The organism is Streptosporangium sp. NBC_01639 (assembly GCF_045209755.1).
In the GTDB taxonomy this organism is placed as follows: domain Bacteria; phylum Actinomycetota; class Actinomycetes; order Streptosporangiales; family Streptosporangiaceae; genus Streptosporangium.
Genome location: NZ_CP109272.1, coordinates 5,468,022 through 5,487,993 on the forward strand (window position 1 = coordinate 5,468,022; position 19,972 = coordinate 5,487,993).

Consider the following 19,972-nt stretch of genomic DNA (forward strand, 5'->3'; position numbering starts at 1 on the left):
ACTGCCCGCTGCGGGAAGGATTAGTCCGCTCGGGGGAGTGGCGGGCGTCACCCCCCGGGGAACTCAGCTCATGCTGACATACCGCCGGGGCCGCAGTGCGTGGCTCCGCAGCGCGGCCAGGGCGGCCGACCGGCCCGCCGGGGTGAGTGTGCCCGCCCGCCGGAGGGCGAAGGCGTCCAGACGCCGTCCCAGCTCGGCCAGTGAGGCGTCCACCTCGGAGATCTGCCACTCCTCGCAGGCGATCACCGCGGCGACGCGGTCATGGTCGGCGGGCGAGCCGTCGGCCAGCAGCATCAGCGCCACCTCCCGGGCCGAGGCCCGGAAGCCGTGCTCCCCGGCCTCGGGAGCCAGCAGGGCCGCCGCCGCGGCCTCCCAGAGCTGGTCGTGGTCCTGCAGCAGGCGTTCCCCGGCCGGAGTGGTCACCAGCCGTCTGCCGGCACGGCGCAGTGCGCCCATCGGTCCCTGGGCCACCTCGCGGACCGCCGCCAGCTCCGCGGCGCTCCAGGTGCTCTCCGCGAGCACGGCGCGGGCCAGGTTGTGCCGCTGGGTCAGCGGGATGCCGCCCGGCCGGCGGCCCAGCTCCAGCAGCCACCGCAGCGCGTCGAGATGATCCTCGGCCGGGGCCGGGATCGGGGCGTGCAGGCGCACCTCGAAGGGCTGGGCGAGCTCGCGCCAGGCGGCGCCCCGGCCCAGCACCCAGCGGTTCAGCCGCTCGCCCTGGACCCGGTGGAGCCAGTTGTCCCCGCCCAGCTCGGCGCGGGGCGTCGTCAGCCAGTGGCGGGTCAGCGCCTGCCGTTCGGATGAGTCCGAGGTGAGCTCCCCGGAGACGATGGCGAGCTCCAGGGCGGCGGAGCAGGCCCCGTGCGCGCCCAGCTCCTCCGGGCCCATGATCGAGCTCCACCGCAGTTCGGGCACGTCAGGCGGGAGCACCCCGGTGGCGTCCAGGGCGCTCTGGTAGGCGGCCGCCCCGGCGTCCTCGCCCGAACGGGTGTAGGTCCGCAGGATCTGCGCGGTCGTCGAGGACGAGCAGAGCGCGGCGTAGCGCTCCATGCCACCCAGCCGCAGCAGGCTGCCCAGCGCGCGGGCGATCGCGGGGCGGTCACCGGCGATCTTGGTCGGCAGTGTGTACCAGAGGAACTCGCACATGTTGAGCTCGGTGATGGTTTCCAGGGGTTCGCCACCGGTCAGCCAGTCGATGGCGCTCCGGGCGTGCTCGGCGTCGTGGGGCTCGGATCGCTCCAGCTCGGAGAGGAGCGCGGCCACGTCCGGTGCAGGCATGTTTCGAAGTCTGCCGTATCCGGGCCTGCTCTGACGATGAACGTGACGTAATGGCTCCTGCACGTCCCCTACCCTATGGAATCAGCTCTAAGCAGCTCATATGTATGGACGGTCAGATCCATCCCTTTTTGAACATCATGCGCGCGTGCCACTCCGCGTAGGGGATGATCTCGGCGGTGAGCACCGGGTAGAGCCACCAGAAGTTGATCAGCGCCAGCAGCGTGAAGGCGCCCACGACCGAGGCGCCGACGATACGGCGCCGTGATGGGGCGCCCACCGGTCCGATGATCAGTCCGGCGGCCAGGGTCAGCGCGAGGATCATGAAGGGGACCATGGGGATCGCGTAGAACAGGAACATGGTCCGGTCGTCGGCGATCGCGTAGTAGAACCAGGGCAGCCAGCCGGCCGCGTAACCCACCAGCACCGCTCCGGCCCGCCAGTCGCGGGTGGCGACGTACCAGGCGACCATCGCGATGAGCGCGGCCAGCCCGCCGTACCAGATGACCGGGGTGCCGACCCCGAGCACCGCCTGTGAGCAGCCCGTCGTTCCGCATCCGGTTTTAGGAGTCTCGTAGAAGAACGCCACCGGGCGCAGCAGCAGCGGCCAGCTCCACGGATCGGACTGGTAGCTGTGCGGGGTCGCCAGGCCGGTGTGGAAGCCGAGGACCTGGAAGTGGTAGTCCAGCCACGACCGGATCGAGTCGAAGACGAAGTAGGCGGGGCCCTGGGAGGTCGCCCGCTCCCAGTTGCGCCCCCAGCCGGAGGCGGAGACGAACCAGCCGGTCCAGGAGGCCACGTAGACGGCCGCCGGGACCAGGCCCAGGCTGCCCAGCAGGGTGGGCAGGTCTTTGCTGAGTGTCCCGCTGTAGGGCCTGCGCAGCCCGACGGCGCGACGGGCCCCGGCGTCCCAGACCAGGGACATCACCGCGAAGGCGAGCAGGAAGAAGACCCCCGACCACTTGACCGCGCAGGCCGCGCCCAGACAGGCGCCGGCCGCGAGCCGCCACGGCCGCAGGCCCAGCCACGGGCCGTGCTCGCTCAGCGGCGAGGTCTCGTACCAGTCGACGAGCCGGCCGCGTGCCCGGTCGCGGTCGACCACCAGGCAGGCGAACCCGGCCAGCACGAAGAACATCAGGAAGATGTCCAGCAGCGCGGTCCGCGACAGCACGAAGTGCAGTCCCTCGATCGACAGCAGCAGGCCCGCCAGGCAGCCCAGCAGCGTGGAGCGGGTCATCCGGCGGGCGAGCCGGGCCAGGATCAGGATCGACAGCACCCCGACCACGGCCCCGGCGAACCGCCAGCCGAACGGGTTCATCCCGAAGAGCTGCTCACCGATCCCGATCATCCACTTGCCCAGCGGCGGATGGACGACGTAGGAGGCGCACTTGGAGAGCTCGGCGGGTGCGCACTGCTGCCAGATGTCGCTGCTGTTCTGCATCAGCAGCTTGTCGGCGTCCTTTTGGACGGCCCGTTCGGCGCCGAACTTGATCAGCGCCCACGCGTCCTTGGCGTAGTACGTCTCGTCGAACATGACCGCGCGCGGCCGGCCCAGGTCGACGAACCGCAGGATCGCGCCGAACCCGGCGACCAGCAGCGGTCCCAGCCATCCCCACAGGATGCTGCCTGGCATCGGCGGCACCAGCCGATCACGCACGGAACCCGGGGATCCGCCGTCCGGCTTGGGCTCCGGCTGGTCGAAATCCTGGTTGGTGAAGTCGGTCACGGCCACCCGGACATCGTACGGGCCCCTCCAACCGGGCAACCCAAGAAACTCCGCCTACATGCCTAATTAGGGGAACATCCCCCTGGAGGGCGGGTGCCATGCGCGGGGACGGGACCTCATCGCGATGAGGGAGGATGGGTCCGTGACGGACAACGGCAGGCTGGTGCTCGCGGGGGCTCCGATCGGACAGGTGGGTGACGCCTCACCCCGGTTGCGGGAGGCGTTGGAGACCGCCGACGTGGTCGCGGCCGAGGACACCCGCCGGCTGCGCCGCCTGGCCGGCGAACTGGGCGCGGAGATCACCGGCAGGGTCGTCTCCTACTACGACGCCAACGAGGCCGGGCGGGCCGCCGAGCTCCTCGCGGCCCTGCAGGACGGCAGGACCGTCCTGATCATCACCGACGCCGGGATGCCCGGCGTCTCCGACCCCGGGTACCGCCTGACCCATCTGGCCGTCGAGGCCGGCATCACGGTCACCTCGCTGCCGGGTCCGTCCGCGGTCACCACCGCACTGGCCGTCTCCGGCCTGCCGAGCGACCGGTTCTGCTTCGAGGGTTTCCTGCCCCGCAAGCCGGGCGAGCGGGGCCGCAGGCTGGACGCCCTGGCCGGGGAGGAACGCACGATGGTGTTCTTCGAGGCTCCGCACCGGCTGCAGGTCGCGCTGGAGGCGATGGCGGAGGCGTTCGGCGCCGACCGCCCGACAGCGGTCTGCCGGGAGCTCACCAAGACCTACGAGGAGGTACGGCGGGGCGGTCTGGGCGAGCTGGCCGAGTGGGCGGCCAAGGGGGTCAAGGGAGAGATCACCGTGGTCGTCGCCGGACACGTCCCGGAGGCCCTGCCGCCGGTCATGGAGGACCTGGTCGCCGAGGTGGCCCGCCGCCAGGAGACCGGGGTGCCGAAGAAGCAGGCGATCGTCGACGTGGCCAAGGTGGCGGGAATTCCCAGGCGGGATCTTTATGATGCCGTCCATCGAGGCTGATTTATCTCCATAATTCCCTAAATGGGATTAATGCGGAGCCGGCTGGTGCCCCCCATACCGGGCAGCGTCCTGTGGGGGTGGCTGGGGCCGCTGCTGGTCGCCGGCTTCGGCGCGATCCTGCGGTTCACCGGCCTGGGCCGGCCGCACGCGGTCATGTTCGACGAGACGTTCTACGTCAAGGACGCGTTCGCACTGACCACCTATGGCGTGGAACGGGCCTCGGTCGGCAACACCGAGAACCCGATCGCCGACCGCAGGCTTCTCGCGGGAGACACCGACATCTGGGTCGCGTGCGCTCCGCCCGGCGCCGACCCCTGCCCGCTGTACGTGGCCCATCCGCCGCTGGGCAAGTGGATGATCGGGATCGGTGAGCAGCTCTTCGGGATGAACCCGTTCGGCTGGCGGTTCGCCGGGGCCGTGGTCGGGGTGCTGTCGATCCTGATCCTGGCCCGGCTCGCCCGCCGGATGACCCGCTCCACGCTGCTGGGCTGCCTGGCGGGCCTGCTGCTGTCGATCGAGGGACTGCACTTCGTGCTGTCGCGGACCGCGCTGCTGGACATCTTCCTGATGTTCTTCGTGCTGGCCGGGTTCGCCTGCCTGGTGGTCGACCGCGACCGGGCACGCGGCCGGCTCGTCGACTGGTACGAGACCTCGCCGCTGAGCGAGCACGGCCCGTGGCTGGGCCTGCGGCCGTGGCGGCTCGCGGCCGGCGCCTGTCTGGGCGCGGCCTGCGCGGTCAAGTGGTCGGGGGTCTTCTTCCTGCTCGCCTTCGCGGTGATGTCCCTGGTCTGGGACGCCGGGGCCCGTCGCGCCGTCGGGCTGCGCAGGCCCTACAGCGGGACGCTCAGCAAAGACCTGCCCACCGCGCTCTCTGCCGTGGCGCTGGTCCCGGCGATCACCTATCTGATCTCGTGGACCGGCTGGTTCGTCTCCGCACTCGGCTGGGGGCGCAACTGGGAGCGGGCGACCTCCCAGGGGCCCGCCTACTTCGTCTTCGACTCGCTGCGCTCCTGGCTCTCCTACCAGGTGCAGGTCCTCGGCTTCCACACCGGCCTGGTCTCCTCGCACCCCTATCAGTCAGAGCCGTGGAGCTGGCCGCTGCTGCTCCGCCCGGTGGCGTTCTTCTGGGGAACGCCCACGGGCGGGTGCGGGGCGGAGAAGTGCGCCCAGGAGGTGCTCGGGGTCGGCACCCCGGTCATCTGGTACGGCGGGCTGGCCGCGCTCATCGCGATGGTCGCCTGGTACGTCGCCACCCGCGACTGGCGGGCCGGAGCCGTGCTGCTGAGCTACGCCGCCGGCTGGCTGCCCTGGTTCTACTACGCCGTCGCCGACGACCGGACCATGTATCTGTTCTACGCGATCCCCATGGTCCCCTTCATGATCCTCGCGCTGACCCTGGCCGCCGGACTGATCATCGGGAAGACGGAGGCCGTGCCCAACCGCCGGGCGGTCGGGGCCGCGTTCGCCGGGGCCTTCATGATCCTCGCGCTGATCAACTTCGGGTGGCTCTACCCGGTGCTCGTCGGCGAGGTCATTCCGCACGCCCAGTGGTGGGCGCGGATGCTGCTGGCGCGCTGGGTCTGACGAATCCCCGGCGCAGGGAGATCGCGGCGGCGAGACAGGCCAGGGGCACGGCGGGCAGCAGGTAGCGGTAGTCGAACTCGGCGGTCGCGGCCGGGGCCAGGAGGAGGCCGAAGGCCGCCAGCCACGGCAGGAGCACCGGACCGCCCAGCGTGCGCCAGCGTGCCACCACCCCGGCCAGGCCGACCAGGAGCAGGACGCCGATCACGGTGCCCGGCAGCCGGACGACCCGCTGGTAGTCCTGCATGAAGGTGGCCCACGGTTCGTGGAGCCGGGTGCCGATCACCTTCGGCGTACCGTCGATCTTCGCGATCGGCAGACCGGGGTCGTACTTGCGCGCGTCGCCGTCGCTGGTGCCCTTGTAGGAGGACCAGGCCGGCAGCACCCTGTCCTCGAAGGGGAACTCGTACTGCAGGTAGGTCTTGGCGTCGGGGAACTGCGACCGTCCCCAATGGAAGCCGCGCAGGAAGTCGAGGCCGACCCTGGCCAGGTAGTCGCCGGGCTGGGCCAGGATGGCCCGCTTGGCGAACGTCCCGGCGGTCTGGTTCACCTGGGGGGTGAACGTGCTGCCCGTCCCGAACGCGTGGAAGCGCTGGCCGGAGGTCCCGCTGGCCCACCAGAGGAAACTCTGCCCGGAGAGGCCGCGCCGGTCCGGCGGGGCGCTGATGCACAGCAGCGCGAGCTCCAGCTCCTTGCGGGGGTCGACCCCCATCTTCTGGCAGTCGGCGAACAGCGCGGTCCGCATGTAGAGGATCGCGCCGTCGCTGTTGGTCATCGCGAAGTTGCCGTACGTCGAGGCGAACCAGGCCATGTAGCCGACCACCGGGAGGGCGCACGCCGTGACCATGGCCGCGATCGGCTTCCAGCCGGTCCGTTTGATCAGCAGGTAGACCACGACCAGCACGAGGATCGGCAGCCCGATCGAACGGGTGAGCGCGGTCAGGGCGAGCAGCAGGCCGATCACCGCGCCGAGCCGCCACGACATCTTCGGGTGCCAGAGCACCAGCGTGATGACGCCCACCACCAGCAGCATGAACATCGTGTCGGACATGACCAGGTGTTCGAGCTGAAGCTGGTAGGCGTCGAACAGGACCGGTACTGTGGCCAGGGTCGCCCCCCAGCCGGGCAGACCGAACCTCCTGCGCAGCAGTGCGTAGACCAGCACCGCGATGGACAGGCCCATCAGGTGCTGGGTGAAGGCGACCAGACCGAAACTGTGGAAGGGGCGCAGCAGCAGGAGCCAGAAGGAGTAACCGTTCGGGCGCAGGGCACTGGGTCTTCCGGGGTTGATCGCCCCCGAGACGTATTCGAAGGAGTCGTTGAACCACAGTGCCGGGCCGTACCCGAGCATGGTGACCACACGCAGCACGAAGGCCAGCGAGAGCACGGCCGCGAAGAGGTGGTGACGGCGCAGGAAAGCCCACAGACGCGCGGCCCAGTCCGTCGGGGGCGTGTCCATGTGTGCTCGTTCGGCGACGGTCACCATGCAATACAGGATGCCAGGCGTTTCGCGGAGTTGACCCGCGCAGTAGGCGGCAGAGGGCATCATGATGAGATTGGTCTGTGCCGTAATGAGGGGTTGAGACGTGGAACTGACCGTGGTGATGCCTTGCTTGAATGAGGCGGAGACCGTGGAGACCTGCGTACGCAAGGCACTGGCCTGCATGCGGGAACACGGGATAGACGGAGAGGTGCTGATCGCCGACAACGGCAGCACCGACGGCTCGCAGCAGCTGGCGCGAAACGCCGGCGCCCGGGTCGTGCACGTGGACGCCAAGGGCTACGGAAACGCGCTCATGGGCGGCATCCGGGCGGCGCGCGGCCGATACGTCATCATGGGCGACGCCGACGACTCCTACGACTTCACCGCGCTGCTGCCGTTCGTCGAGCAGTTGCGCGACGGTGCCGACCTGGTGATGGGCAACCGGTTCAGGGGCGGCATCGCGCCGGGCGCCATGCCCCCGCTCCACCGCTACCTCGGCAACCCGGTCCTCTCCTTCGTCGGCCGCCTGTTCTTCCCGAGCGCCATCGGTGACTTCCACTGCGGCCTGCGGGGCTTCCGGCGCGACTCCATCCTCAAGCTCGGCCTGCAGACCGGCGGCATGGAGTTCGCCAGCGAGATGGTGGTGCGCTCGACGCTGTCCGGCCTGGACGTGCGCGAGGTGCCCACCACGCTGTCGCCCGACGGCCGGTCCCGCCCGCCGCACCTGCGTTCCTGGCGTGACGGCTGGCGCCACCTGCGCTTCCTGATGCTCTACAGCCCGCGCTGGCTGTTCTTCATCCCCGGCCTGATCCTGATGACCATCGGCCTCGTCGGGGGCGCCGCCCTCACCTTCGGCCCGGTCTACATCGGCAAGCTCGCCTTCGACGTCGACACCCTGGTCGGTGCCTCGGCCGCGCTGGTGATCGGCTTCCAGGCGGTGCTGTTCGCCGTGTTCACCAAGGTGTACGCGGCGGAGGAGGGCTTCCTGCCGGAGGACAGGCGGGTGCGCAAACTCGTCGACATCGTCACCCTGGAGAAGGGCCTGGTGGCCGGCGGCCTGCTGGCCCTGGCCGGTCTCGGCGGCCTGGTCGCCTCGCTGGCCCACTGGCAGACGCGCAGCTTCGGCACGCTGATCCCGTCGGAGTCGCTGCGCCTGGTCGTGCCCTCGGCCACCGCGTTGATCGTGAGCTTCCAGACCATCTTCGCGTCGCTGTTCATCAGCATCCTGGGCATCCGCCGCACCAAGGAGACGCCCATCGACGTGGCCGCCTCCGCCGCGGAGGAGGCCGCCGAAGCCGTGACCCGGGAAGGCGAGGAGACCGTAAACCGGGAGAGCACCAAGGCCTGAGCCCGCGTCCCTTAGGCTTGTCCTCATGTCCCAGCACATCCTGACCGCCGTCGCGTGGCCCTACGCCAACGGCCCCCGCCACATCGGGCACGTCTCCGGATTCGGCGTGCCGTCCGACATCTTCAGCCGCTACCAGCGGATGGCGGGCAACAAGGTCCTGATGGTGAGCGGGACCGACGAGCACGGCACGCCGATCCAGGTGCAGGCCGACAACGAGGGTGTGACCGCCCGCGAGCTCGCCGACCGTTACAACCGGGTGATCGTCGAGGATCTCCAGGCCCTGGGGCTCTCCTACGACCTGTTCACCCGGACCACGACGGAGAACCACTACGCCGTCGTTCAGGAGATCTTCAAAGGTCTGTACGACAACGGTTACATCTTCCCCAAGACCACGATGGGCGCGATCTCCCCGTCCACCGGCCGCACCCTGCCCGACCGATACATCGAGGGCACCTGCCCGATCTGCGGCTACGACGGCGCCCGCGGCGACCAGTGCGACAACTGCGGCAACCAGCTCGACCCGATCCAGTTGATCAACCCGGTCAGCAGGATCAACGGCGAGACGCCCGACTTCGTGGAGACCGAGCACTTCATGCTCGACCTGCCCGCGTTCGGCGAGGTGCTGGCGTCCTGGCTTGAGTCCAAGCAGGGCGAGTGGCGGACCAATGTGCTGAAGTTCGCCCTCAACATGCTCGGTGACCTGCAGCCCCGCGCGATGAGCCGGGACCTCGACTGGGGCGTGCCGATCCCGCTGGACGGCTGGCGCGACCAGCCCAACAAGCGGCTCTACGTCTGGTTCGACGCCGTCGTCGGCTACCTCAGCGCCTCCATCGAGTGGGCCCGCCGCTCCGGCGACCCGGACGCCTGGCGGCGGTGGTGGCAGGACCCCGAGGCCCTCAGCTACTACTTCATGGGCAAGGACAACATCGTCTTCCACGCCGAGATCTGGCCGGCGCTGCTGCTCGGCTACAACGGCAAGGGCGCCCGCGACGGCGACCCGGGCTCCCTCGGCGCACTGAACCTGCCCTCCGAGGTCGTCTCCAGCGAGTTCCTGACCATGGAGGGGCGCAAGTTCTCCTCCTCGCGGCAGGTCGTCATCTACGTGCGCGACTTCCTGGAGCGCTACGACGCCGACGCGCTGCGCTACTACATCGCGGTGGCCGGACCGGAGACCCAGGACACCGACTTCACCTGGTCGGAGTTCCTCAACCGCAACAACGGCGAGCTGGTGGCGGCCTGGGGCAACCTGGTCAACCGCTCGATCTCGATGGCCGCCAAGAACTTCGGCGTCATCCCCGCGCTGGGCGACCTCACCGACGCCGACCGGGCGATGCTGGAGCGCAGCCGCGCCGCCTTCCCCAAGGCCGCCGCCGAGCTGGAGCACTGCCGGTTCAAGAACGCCACGAACGAGGCCTTCGAGGTCATCCGCGAGGCCAACAAGTATCTGGCCGAGCAGGAGCCCTGGAAGATCAAGGACAACCCCGAGCGGGTCGCCACCATCCTGCACGTGGCCCTGCAGATCGTCGACGACGCCAAGACCCTGCTCACCCCGGTCCTGCCGAATTCTTCCAACAAGATCTACGCGATGCTCGGCGGCACCGGCGTCTGGTCGGGCATGCCGGAGATCCACGAGGTCACCGACGACGACGGGCGGACCTACCCGATCATCACCGGCTCCTACGAGGGCGCCGCGCGCTGGGAGTCCACCCCGATCAAGGCCGGCACCCCGCTCGCCCCGCCGACCCCCCTTTTTCCTAAGCTCGACTCGAAGATCGTCGAGGAGGAGCTCGCCCGGCTGAACGGGTGAACGGCTGAACGGGTGACATCCGGCCGGTACGGCCGGCGCCCGCCGATCCCGCCGGGGCGGGACGGTGGCGGAGCCGTACCGGCGGCTCGGTAGGTTGGGCGGTGTGAGCACGACGAAGCTTCCCGCCGCCCCCGAACCTCTGGCCACCGAGGTGTTCGACAGCCACTGCCATCTGGACATCATGGTGGGGAACCGCCAGGCGTCCTCGGGAGACCCCGTCGCCCAGGCCGCCCAGGCGGCCCGGGCGAGCGTCGAGGGGATCCTCCGGGAGGCCCGCGCGGTCGGGGTGACCCGGCTCGTCACGATCGGCTACGACCTGCCGTCCTCACGCTGGAACGCCGACACGGCGGAGCTGCACACCGACGTCTACGCCGGGGTGGCGATCCACCCCAACGAGGCGCACGCCTCGACGCCGGAGGTCCTCGCCGAGATCGAGGAGCTGGCCCGGCTCCCCCATGTCAGGGCGGTGGGGGAGACCGGTCTCGACTACTACCGGGACTGGGCGTCCAAGGACGACCAGCACGCCAGTTTCCGGGCGCACATCGAGATCGCCAAGCGGACCGGCAAGGCTCTGGTGATCCACGATCGCGAGGCCCACGACGACGTGCTGCGCGTGCTGGCCGACCAGGGCGCCCCGGAGGTCGTGGTCTTCCACAGCTTCTCCGGCGACGCGGAGATGGCCGGGAAGTGCGTGGCGGCCGGTTACTTCATGTCCTTCTCCGGTCCGGTCACCTACAAGAACGCCGCCTACCTCCGCGAGGCGGCGGCGGTCGCGCCCACCGAGCTGATGCTCGTCGAGACGGACGCCCCCTACCTCCCGCCGACCCCGCACCGGGGCAAGCCCAACGCGCCCTATCTCATCCCGCTGACGCTGCGCTGCCTGGCCGAGGTCAAGGGGATGGAGGCGGCCGAGCTCGCCGCGGCCGTCAACGCGAACGGGGAGACCGTCTTCGGCCCCTGGTGACCCGCCGTGTCCCGCTGCGCCGAGGTCCCTGGGGGCGCGCCCGCCCGGCCCGGTGCCGGCCGCTCAGGTCATCTCGTGTGCCGTCCGGTGCGATGGCTCAGGCCGCCGCAGGAGCTCAGCCCACCGCCGCGCCGAAGTCGGCCGGGCCGCCACCGTCGATGACGGGCACCTGGCCGGCTCCGGGCGCGAGCCGGATCCCGGTGGCGTCGTTGCGGCCCAGCAGCGTCACCGCCCCCGAAGCGCCCTGGTCCGGCGCGCCGGCCACCAGGCGGTTCCCGCTGAACCCCACCGCCCAGCCGACGTGGTCGCCGGCCCGGCCCCAGGCGACCGGCCCAGCCTGGCCGGGGTTCCCCAACGGGATCACCTGTACGCCACCGCGCTGGTCCGGCCCGTCGAACGGGACACCCACGGCCAGCCGGACACCCCCCTCCGCGGTGAGTGCCAGCGAGAAGCCGTAGCCCTCTCCCGGCGCGCCCTCCGTGCCCTGGTCGAAGGTGCGCGCAAGGGTGATCTCCGCGGTGCCGGACGCCTGGAAGAGCGTGACCAGCCCGGAGTCCTTCACCCGTCCGCCGTCGCCGAGCGGCGCGCTCACCGCCAGATAGCCCACGTCCCCCTCCTGGGCGTAGGCCATCGCGTAGCCGAACCGGTCGCCCGCGTCGGTGTCGACGATCTCGTGCAGATCCCACTTCCTGCCGGTGTATCGCCCCTGGGAGCTGCGCACATCGAAGAGCACGGCGATCGATCCCGAGTCGGTCTTCCCCGCGCCGTCCTGCCGTCCCGCCCCGTCGTCGTTCTCGTACGGCGCGCCGACCGCGAGATCCGCTTCCCCGGCGGCACCCCCCAGCCTGCCGATCGCCACCGACCAGCCGAACATGTCGCCGGTCTCGCTGTTGCCGGAGACCCCCTCGCTGTCCTGGGAGATCCGCCTGGCGCCGCCGAGCCCGCCGGCTTGGAACAGGTAGACCGATCCCGCGTCGGTGACCCCGTCCGCGTCCTCGTACGGCGCGCCGACCGCCACCAGCGTCCCATCGGCGGCCAGGGACCAGCCGAAATGGGCGTCGGACTCCGGCCGGGGAGCGACCACACGGACCGTCCGCCGCTGTGCCCCGCCGTACACGGCGTAGACCGCGCCCGCGTCCCGTTCTCCCGCCACGTCCGCGTACGGCGCACCGATCAGCAGGTCCGCGCAACGGTCGGCGTCCAGGTGGGTCAGCCGCACCGACCACCCGAAACCGTCGCCCGCGCCGGGTTCGGGTGCGCTCACGACCGTCCCGCCCGTACCCCGGCCGGACAGCACGTGTACGGCTCCGGCACCGCCGGCTCCGGCGAGGTCGGCGGACGGGTCGCCGACCGCCACGTCGTCCGTGCCGTCTCCGTCGAAGTCGTTCCCGCTCGCCGTGGAGCAGTCGGCGGAGCCGGCGGTCCACCCGGGAAGGGCAGGAGACATCGGAAGCACGGCTGCGACCAGCAGAGACGTCAGGAGTCTCATGAGAGCCTCACCTCGATCTCCTTTCCCCCTTCGATCACACGGCCGGTCAGTTTCAGCGGCCTGCGGACCGGGGGCAGGTCGTAGACGAGGACTCCGTCCACCTTGCCGCCGGGGGCCAGGGTGGCCGGCAGGTCCGTCGAGACCGGCTCGGGGCTGTGGACCGCGCCGCGGTCGTCCACCAGGGTGAGCGGGGTGCGGCTGAGCGGGGAAGCCGTGCCCGCCGCGTTGAGCAGGGTCCACCGGATCACGCAGAACCGGCCGCGCGCCGGGACGGCACCCTGGTAACCGGTCAGGTTGCACCGGGGGGCCTGGGGGATGATCAGTTGCGGATCCGCGATGAAGGAGCCGGTCGCGATCCGCCGGCCCACGTCGGTGACGCCCGTGGCGAGACCCGCACCCGCGGTGGCGAGGGCCGCGGGTGGTGCCGCCTGTCCGCCTCCGCCGCTCGCGTTGACCAGTACGGCGGCCGTGACGGCCAGCGCCGCCGCCACAGCCGCCCCGACGAGCAGCCACCGGCGCCGGACCGGCCGCTCCCCGGCGCCGGCCGCGGCGGACGGGGCGTGGGGCGGGGCGGACGGAGCATGGGGCGGGGCAGGAGCCATGCCGGGTGGGATGGGGAGCGGGGCGGGAGTCGTGCCGGGTGAGGAGGGGAACCGGCCGGGAGCCGTGGCGGACGAGGCATCCGGCGGGGCGGTGGCCGTATCGGCCCGCTCCGGGGCGGCCGGGAGGGCGCCTCCGGCCGGCGTGCTCAGGGTCTGGGTGGAGTCGGTCTCCACGTTGGCCGGCGCCTGCCATGACCGGCTGAGCACGTCGGAGGCGATCAGGGTGGGCGGATCCACCGGCACCGGGCCCGTTTCGGCCGGGCCCGCCTCGGCCGGTGCCGCTATCCCGCCGCCGACCAGCGCGATCAGCAGATCCTGCGCGGTGGGTCGCCGGGCGGGGTCCATCGTGGTGGCCCGGCGCACCAGGTCGTCGAGCGGTGCGGGGAGCGCGCCCAGGTCGGGTGGGCTGTTCAGCAGCCGGGTGGCCATGGTGAGCAGGTTGCCCCGGCCGTACGGGTGGCGGCCGTTGCCCGCGTAGGCGATCAGGCAGCCCCAGGCGAAGACGTCGGCCGCCGGGGTGATCTCCAGGCCGCGCACCTGCTCGGGAGCCCACCAGCCGGGGCTGCCGAGCACCTCGCCCGACTGGGTGAAGCTGTGAGTCGCGTCGAGCGCCCGGGCGATGCCGAAGTCGATCACACGGGGGCCGGAGAGGGACAGGATCACGTTGGCGGGCTTGAGGTCGCGGTGGACCAGGCCGGCGACGTGGATGGCGGCCAGCGCGGCGGCGACTCCCAGGGCCACACCGTGCAGGGGCCCGGGTTCGAGTGCGCCGTGCTGGGTGATCTGACGGGACAGCGGTGTACCCGCGATGTACTCGGTGACCATGTACGGCCGGCCGTCCTCGCCGTTGCCGTTGTCGAGCACCTGGGCGGTGCAGAAGGAGGCCACCCGCCGGGCGTTCTCCACCTCCGCGTGGAACCGGGCGGCGAACCCGTCCTCGATCGCGAACTCCGCCTTGACCATCTTGAGGGCCACCTGCCGCCCGGTCGGGGCCAGTGCGAGATAGACGGTGCCCATGCCGCCCTCGCCGAGCCGTCCGAGCAGCCGGTATCCCCCGACCTGCTCCGGATCGCCGGGGCGTAACTCCTCGGCACCAGGCTGGTTCACGTCCTCATCACGGGGTCGATTCCCTCCCATACTGACAAGCCCCCGTACGGCAACGTTATCCACAACGAGGCCTCCCATGTCCATAGCGCGTCGTCCCAGTGTGTTCGATGCGCGAAACTTGTCGGATGACGTGGAGAGTGGATCCGTGAGTGAGCGCAGCGAACGATTCCGTGGGCACAGCGGCCCGGTAGGCGGCGTCCTGCCGGGTGGGGAACCAGCATGAGCCTTCTGGGGCCGGTGGAGATACGTAATTTGGCGGAGAAGCTGGATATCCGTCCGACGAAGAAGCTCGGCCAGAACTTCGTGATCGACGGCGGCACGGTCCGCCGGATCGTCCGGGTCGCCGGGCTGCGGCCGGACGACGTGGTCATCGAGGTCGGACCGGGGCTGGGCTCGCTCACCCTCGCGCTGCTCCCCGAGGCCCGCGGCGTGGTGGCGGTGGAGATCGACCCGGTCCTGGCCGCCCAGCTTCCGCTGACCGTCGCCGAGCGCGCCCCGGAGTTCGCCGACCGTCTCACCGTCGTGCTCGCCGACGCCATGCGGGTCCTGCCGGATGATCTGCCGCAGGAGAAGCCGACCGCGCTGGTCGCTAACCTGCCCTACAACGTGTCCGTTCCGGTGGTGTTGCACCTGCTGGAGACCCTGCCGTCGCTGCGCACCATCCTGGTCATGGTCCAGTCCGAAGTCGCCGACCGGCTGGCCGCCGGGCCGGGTTCCAAGGTCTACGGCATCCCCTCGGTCAAGGCCGCCTGGTACGCCGACGTCCGCCGGGCCGGTCCCGTCGGCCGTACGGTCTTCTGGCCGATCCCCAACGTCGACTCCGGCCTCGTCGCGATGACCCGCCGGGAGCCCCCTTCGACCAGGGCCGCCCGCGAGGACGTCTTCGCCGTCGTCGACGCCGCCTTCGCCCAGCGGCGCAAGACCCTGCGCGCCGCCCTGGCCTCCTGGGCCGGTACGGCCGCCGCCGCCGAGCAGGCGCTCCGCGCGGCCGGAATCGACCCTTCGGAGCGCGGCGAGCAGCTCACCGTCGAGGATTTCGCGCGGATCGCCGAGCACCGGGCGTAGGGCGCGGCCCAGGCGGAGGCCGTCTCGCACCGGGGCGGCGGGAGACCCCGTTACGATCGGGGACCGTGACCAGCAAGCGAGGGGTGAGGCGCGCATGAACTCCGTGACCGTCCGGGTGCCGGCCAAGGTCAACCTGCAGCTCGCCGTCGGCCCGCTGCGGGACGACGGCTACCACGACCTGGTGAACGTCTTCCACGCGGTGTCGATCTTCGACGAGGTGACGGCCACCGCGGAGACCGGGATGAGCGTCCGGGTCGAGGGCGAGGGCGCCGACCAGGTGCCCGACGACGACGACAACCTCGCCATCCGGGCCGCCCTCGCGCTGGCCGGGCACGCGGGCCGGTCCTACGGCGTGAACCTGGTCATCCGCAAGGCGATCCCGGTGGCGGGCGGCATGGCCGGTGGCAGCGCCGACGCCGCCGCCGCGCTGGTCGCTTGCAACGAGCTGTGGGGCCTCGGCCTGCCGACCGAGGACCTGCTGGAGATCGCCGCCGACCTCGGCAGCGACGTCCCGTTCGCGCTGCTCGGCGGTACGGCCGTCGGCACCGGCAGGGGGGAGCGGCTCACCCCGCTGGAGGTCGGCGGCAGGTTCCACTGGGTGTTCGCCCTGGCCGACGGCGGCCTGTCCACCGCCAAGGTCTACGCCGAGTGCGACCGCATGCGTGAGGCTCTCGGCGAGCCGGTCGCCTGGCCCCGGGCGGCGGAGCCGCTGCTGGCCGCGCTCCGCCGGGGAGACGCCAAGGCGCTGGGTGCCGAGCTGGCCAACGACCTGCAGCCCGCCGCCGTGATGCTCCGCCGCTCCCTGGCCCGCACCCTGGACGCCGGGCGCGAGCACGGCGCCCTCGGCGCCCTCGTCTCCGGCTCCGGTCCCACCTGCGCCTTCCTCGCCGAGTCGGAGGCCCACGCCGAGGAGGTGGCCCTGTCCCTCAGGGCTACGGGCGTGGCCCGCGACGTCATCACCGCCTACGGCCCCGTTCCCGGCCCGACGGTTGTTTAGGGCGGAGCGGATACCCTTGTAGGGCGTTGGCTTCATCCCCGCAGCTGAAGCCGGGGGTTCCCACCCTCGCGGGTCGGATCCTCCTGCTTCGCCGGCGACGGCCGTTCCGGTCAAGGTGGGGGACGGGGAACCGCCCAACGGTCTTACGTGGCCTGCACAGGCTTCACATCCCGCCGGCCCGGCGGTAGGTCCAGCGGTGTGGTCGGCACCGCCGGGTGAGCCGAACCTCCTCAACCGGACCGCGCCGCGTTTCCTCCCCGGGGCTAAAATCCAGGGTCTCCACGCTGAAAGAATTTAGATGAATCTGGTCAACCTTGAGTCGGTCTCCCACTCCTACGGTCCAAAGCCGCTGCTGCGCGACGTCTCCCTCGGTATCGAGTCGGGTGACCGCATCGGGGTGGTCGGCCGCAACGGCGGCGGGAAAACCACACTTATTTCGGTGATCGCCGGTGATCTCAAGCCCAATGGCGGGCGGGTCACCCACAACCGGGGTCTCCACGTGGCGACCCTGTCGCAGGGTGACGACCTCGATCCGGCGCTGTCGGTGCAGGAGATCGTCCTGGGCGACCGGCCCGAGCACGAGTGGGCGGGTGAGGCGGGCATCCGTGAGATCCTCGCCAACCTGCTCGGCGACATCGACCTCACCGCCCTGGCCGCCAGCCTGTCGGGTGGCGAGCGGCGCCGTACGGCGCTCGCCAGGCTGCTCATCGGCGAGCACGACCTGATCATCCTCGACGAGCCCACCAACCACCTCGACATCGAGGCGATCGACTGGCTCGCCAGGCACCTGTCAGGCCGGAAGACCGCTCTGCTGGTCGTCACGCACGACCGGTGGTTCCTGGACGCGGTCTCCACCAGGACCTGGGAGGTCGTGGACGGCGCGGTCGAGCGCTACGAGGGCGGATACGCCGCCTACGTGCTGGCCAAGGCCGAGCGGGCCCGGGTCGCCGCCGCCTCCGAGGCGCGCCGGCAGAACCTCATGCGCAAGGAGATCGCCTGGCTCCGCCGGGGCCCGCCCGCGCGCACCTCCAAGCCCAAGTTCCGCATCGACGCGGCCCAGGCGCTGATCGCCGACGAGCCCCCGGCCCGGGAGAGCGTCGAGCTGGTCAAGTTCGCCGCCGCCAGGCTGGGCCGTACGGTCTACGATCTTGAGGACGTCACCCTGCACGCCGGTGGCCCCGGACAGGGCCCGCTGGTCCTGGACCACTCCACCTGGCAGTTCGGCCCGGGGGACCGGATCGGCCTGATCGGGGTGAACGGCTCGGGCAAGTCCTCGGTGCTCCGGCTGCTCGCCGACACGGTCCAGCCCGACTCCGGCAGGGTGGTGCGGGGCCGGACGGTCCGCCTGGCGCACCTGTCGCAGGAGCTGGGCGAGCTCGATCCCACCCGCCGGGTGCTGGAGACCGTCGAGGAGATCCGCAAGTTCATCCAGGTCGGCAAGAAGGAGTGGACCGCCTCCCAGCTCCTGGAGCGCCTCGGTTTCAAGGGCGACGCCCAGTGGAAGGTCGTCGGCGACCTGTCCGGCGGCGAGCGGCGCCGGCTGCAGCTGCTGCGCCTGCTGATGGACGACCCGAACGTGCTGCTGCTCGACGAGCCGACCAACGACCTCGACATCGAGACGCTGAACGAGCTGGAGGACCTGCTCGACGGCTGGCCCGGCACGCTGATCCTGGTCAGCCATGACCGCTACTTCCTGGAGCGGGTCTCCGACCGGACCGTCGCGCTGCTCGGCGACGGCAAGCTGTCCATGCTCCCGGGGGGTGTGGACGAATACCTGGCGCGGCGTGCCTCGGGGGCGGCGCTGTCGGCCCGGGCGGCCTCCGGCGCCCCGGCTTCCGCGGCCGCCGGGCCGGCCCCGCAGCAGGCGGCCGAGGCGGGACCGTCGGCCAAGGAGGAGCGTGAGCTCCGCAAGGAGCTCTCCCGCCTGGAGCGCCAACTCGACAAGTTGAGCAGCCGCGAGGCCAAGCTCCACGCCTCGATGGCCGACGCCGCCGCCGACTACGGCCGGCTGGCCACTCTCGACGCGGAGCTCAAGGACATCATCACCGAGAAGGACACCGTCGAGGCCGAATGGCTGGAGGTGGCCGACCGTCTTGGCGAGTGAACGTTTATCCCGCTCCGGCCGGGCATAGTGCTCAGTGCGCTCCGGTGTCGGTGGCGTCAAAAGGGACGAGTAGCGTGCGCAGCAGGTCCGACAGGGCCTGCTGTTCATGTTTTCCGAGACCTGCCAGCAGTTCGCGCTCGCGGCGGAGCAGGTCCGCGAAGGCGCTGTCCACCCGGGTCCGCCCGGCCTCGGTGAGAGACACCAGGACTCCGCGCCGGTCCTCGGGGTCGGGGCGCCTGCGGACCAGCTCGGTGGCGGCGAGGCGGTCGATCCGGTTGGTCATCGTCCCGGACGTCACCAGGGTCGCGCGCAGCAGGGCTCCGGGGCTCAGTTCGTACGGCTCGCCGGCCCTGCGCAGCGCGGTGAGCACGTCGAACTCCCAGGTCTCCAGACCGTGTTCGGCGAAGGACGCCCGGCGGGCACGGTCCAGGTGCCGGGCGAGCCGGGAGACCCGGCTGAGCACCTGGAGCGGCTCCACGTCCAGGTCGGGCCGCTCCTGGTGCCAGGCGGCGACCAGGCGATCGACCTCGTCCGCGGGGCGGTCGGCGTCGTGGTCCGCGTGGTGCAGGGTCATACGGCAGAGTGTATCTCTCTTGACATCGAGATATCTTTGTCGATATCAAGTATCTTTATGTCGAGAGATATGTGGGACCCTGTCGTCTACGGCCGCTACGCGGGCGAGCGCGCCCGGCCCTTCTTCGATCTTGTCGCCAGGATATCCGCCGAGCGTCCCGGTCACGTGGTCGACGCGGGCTGCGGCAGCGGCGAACTCACCGCCGAACTCGCCCGGCGCTGGCCGGACGCCGACGTCCACGGCTTCGACTCCTCGCCCGCGATGATCGGGAAGGCTCCGGCGGGGGAGCGGCTGACCTTCTCCGTCGAGGACGTCGTGCGGTGGCGTCCCGAACGTCCGGTGGACGTGCTCGTGTCCAACGCGGTGCTGCAGTGGGTGCCCGAGCACCGGGAGATCCTGCCGCGCTGGGCCGGGGCACTGGCACCCGGAGGCTGGCTCGCCTTCCAGGTCCCGGGTAACTTCGACGCTCCCAGCCACACACTGGTCCGCGAGCTGTGCCGGACGCGATGGCGCGACCGGCTCGGTGATCTGGCCAGGGAGTCCCCGGTCGACGACCCGGCCGGCTATCTCGACCTGCTCACCGCGCTGGGCTGCCGGGTGGACGCCTGGGAGACCACCTACCTGCACGTGCTTCCCGGTGCGGACGCCGTGCTCCGGTGGATCACCGGTACGGCCCTGCGTCCCATGCTCGACCGGCTGGCCCCCGACGAGGCGGAGGCGTTCCTCGGTGACTGCGCCGCCCTGCTGAACGAGGCCTATCCGCGGCGGCCGTACGGAACGGTCTTCCCGTTCCGCCGGATATTCGTGGTGGCCCAGAATTGATCGGTCGTCCAGAGTTTCCCGACTGACAACCGGGCATTATTAAATACTG

15 protein-coding genes are annotated in these 19,972 nt (G+C 71.0%); 9 read left to right on the forward strand and 6 right to left on the reverse strand.

The features are described from left to right. Nucleotides 1-63: 63 nt before the first annotated feature. Nucleotides 64-1,278 carry a hypothetical protein gene (locus OHA77_RS25095; RefSeq protein ID WP_406311936.1) on the reverse strand — a complete coding sequence of 405 codons (1,215 nt, stop codon included), beginning with the start codon at nucleotides 1,276-1,278 and terminating at the stop codon, nucleotides 64-66. A gap of 112 nt (nucleotides 1,279-1,390) precedes the next feature. Continuing rightward, nucleotides 1,391-2,908 (reverse strand): dolichyl-phosphate-mannose--protein mannosyltransferase, encoded by a 1,518-nt coding sequence (locus tag OHA77_RS25100; protein WP_406319868.1) that lies wholly within the window; start codon nucleotides 2,906-2,908, stop codon nucleotides 1,391-1,393. Nucleotides 2,909-3,125: 217 nt separating this feature from the next. On the opposite strand from OHA77_RS25100, the gene rsmI reads away from it, so the two are divergent. Together rsmI and OHA77_RS25110 are read left to right on the forward strand one after the other, a co-directional pair. After that, on the forward strand, nucleotides 3,126-3,980 hold the full coding sequence (gene rsmI / locus OHA77_RS25105) for a 16S rRNA (cytidine(1402)-2'-O)-methyltransferase (RefSeq protein WP_406311937.1): 855 nt from the start codon (nucleotides 3,126-3,128) through the stop codon (nucleotides 3,978-3,980). A gap of 21 nt (nucleotides 3,981-4,001) precedes the next feature. Further along, on the forward strand, nucleotides 4,002-5,564 hold the full coding sequence (locus OHA77_RS25110) for a dolichyl-phosphate-mannose--protein mannosyltransferase (RefSeq protein ID WP_406311938.1): 1,563 nt from the start codon (nucleotides 4,002-4,004) through the stop codon (nucleotides 5,562-5,564). Here the strand turns inward: OHA77_RS25110 and OHA77_RS25115 are convergent. After that, nucleotides 5,512-7,047, reverse strand: a complete 1,536-nt coding sequence (locus tag OHA77_RS25115; protein ID WP_406311939.1) for a hypothetical protein — start codon at nucleotides 7,045-7,047, stop codon at nucleotides 5,512-5,514. The genes OHA77_RS25110 and OHA77_RS25115 overlap by 53 nt on opposite strands. Nucleotides 7,048-7,147: 100 nt before the next feature. On the opposite strand from OHA77_RS25115, the gene OHA77_RS25120 reads away from it, so the two are divergent. From OHA77_RS25120 to OHA77_RS25130, 3 genes are all read left to right on the forward strand, one after another. Next, on the forward strand, nucleotides 7,148-8,392 hold the full coding sequence (locus OHA77_RS25120) for a glycosyltransferase family 2 protein (RefSeq protein ID WP_326825774.1): 1,245 nt from the start codon (nucleotides 7,148-7,150) through the stop codon (nucleotides 8,390-8,392). A 25-nt stretch (nucleotides 8,393-8,417) separates the two neighbouring features. Then, entirely contained in the window at nucleotides 8,418-10,199 is a 1,782-nt protein-coding gene (gene metG / locus OHA77_RS25125; RefSeq protein WP_406311940.1) for a methionine--tRNA ligase, read from the forward strand. A 103-nt stretch (nucleotides 10,200-10,302) separates the two neighbouring features. Then, on the forward strand, nucleotides 10,303-11,163 hold the full coding sequence (locus tag OHA77_RS25130) for a TatD family hydrolase (RefSeq protein ID WP_406311941.1): 861 nt from the start codon (nucleotides 10,303-10,305) through the stop codon (nucleotides 11,161-11,163). A gap of 115 nt (nucleotides 11,164-11,278) precedes the next feature. On the opposite strand, the gene OHA77_RS25135 is transcribed toward OHA77_RS25130, so the two are convergent. Further along, entirely contained in the window at nucleotides 11,279-12,652 is a 1,374-nt protein-coding gene (locus tag OHA77_RS25135; protein WP_406311942.1) for a hypothetical protein, read from the reverse strand. Further along, on the reverse strand, nucleotides 12,649-14,361 hold the full coding sequence (locus tag OHA77_RS25140; RefSeq protein WP_406311943.1) for a serine/threonine-protein kinase: 1,713 nt from the start codon (nucleotides 14,359-14,361) through the stop codon (nucleotides 12,649-12,651). The genes OHA77_RS25135 and OHA77_RS25140 overlap by 4 nt, the downstream gene beginning before the upstream one ends. A 219-nt stretch (nucleotides 14,362-14,580) precedes the next feature. On the opposite strand from OHA77_RS25140, the gene rsmA reads away from it, so the two are divergent. The 3 genes from rsmA to OHA77_RS25155 all read left to right on the forward strand — a co-directional run bounded on the left by rsmA (nucleotide 14,581) and on the right by OHA77_RS25155 (nucleotide 18,527). Further along, nucleotides 14,581-15,426, forward strand: coding sequence for a 16S rRNA (adenine(1518)-N(6)/adenine(1519)-N(6))-dimethyltransferase RsmA (rsmA, locus tag OHA77_RS25145; protein ID WP_406311944.1), 846 nt, complete (start codon nucleotides 14,581-14,583; stop codon nucleotides 15,424-15,426). A 94-nt stretch (nucleotides 15,427-15,520) separates the two neighbouring features. After that, on the forward strand, nucleotides 15,521-16,423 hold the full coding sequence (locus tag OHA77_RS25150; RefSeq protein ID WP_326825768.1) for a 4-(cytidine 5'-diphospho)-2-C-methyl-D-erythritol kinase: 903 nt from the start codon (nucleotides 15,521-15,523) through the stop codon (nucleotides 16,421-16,423). Between the two features lie 298 nt (nucleotides 16,424-16,721). After that, complete coding sequence (locus OHA77_RS25155; protein ID WP_406311945.1) at nucleotides 16,722-18,527, forward strand: ABC-F family ATP-binding cassette domain-containing protein; 1,806 nt, start codon at nucleotides 16,722-16,724, stop codon at nucleotides 18,525-18,527. 31 nt (nucleotides 18,528-18,558) lie between these two features. On the opposite strand, the gene OHA77_RS25160 is transcribed toward OHA77_RS25155, so the two are convergent. Beyond that, the gene (locus OHA77_RS25160) at nucleotides 18,559-19,101 is read right to left on the reverse strand and encodes a MarR family winged helix-turn-helix transcriptional regulator (protein WP_326825766.1); all 543 of its coding nucleotides are present in this window, start codon (nucleotides 19,099-19,101) and stop codon (nucleotides 18,559-18,561) included. Between the two features lie 69 nt (nucleotides 19,102-19,170). Between OHA77_RS25160 and OHA77_RS25165 the strand changes: the two genes are divergently transcribed. Continuing rightward, nucleotides 19,171-19,923: a trans-aconitate 2-methyltransferase gene (locus OHA77_RS25165; protein WP_406311946.1), complete on the forward strand. Its 753-nt coding sequence runs from the start codon at nucleotides 19,171-19,173 to the stop codon at nucleotides 19,921-19,923. The last annotated feature ends 49 nt before the right edge of the window (nucleotides 19,924-19,972 follow it).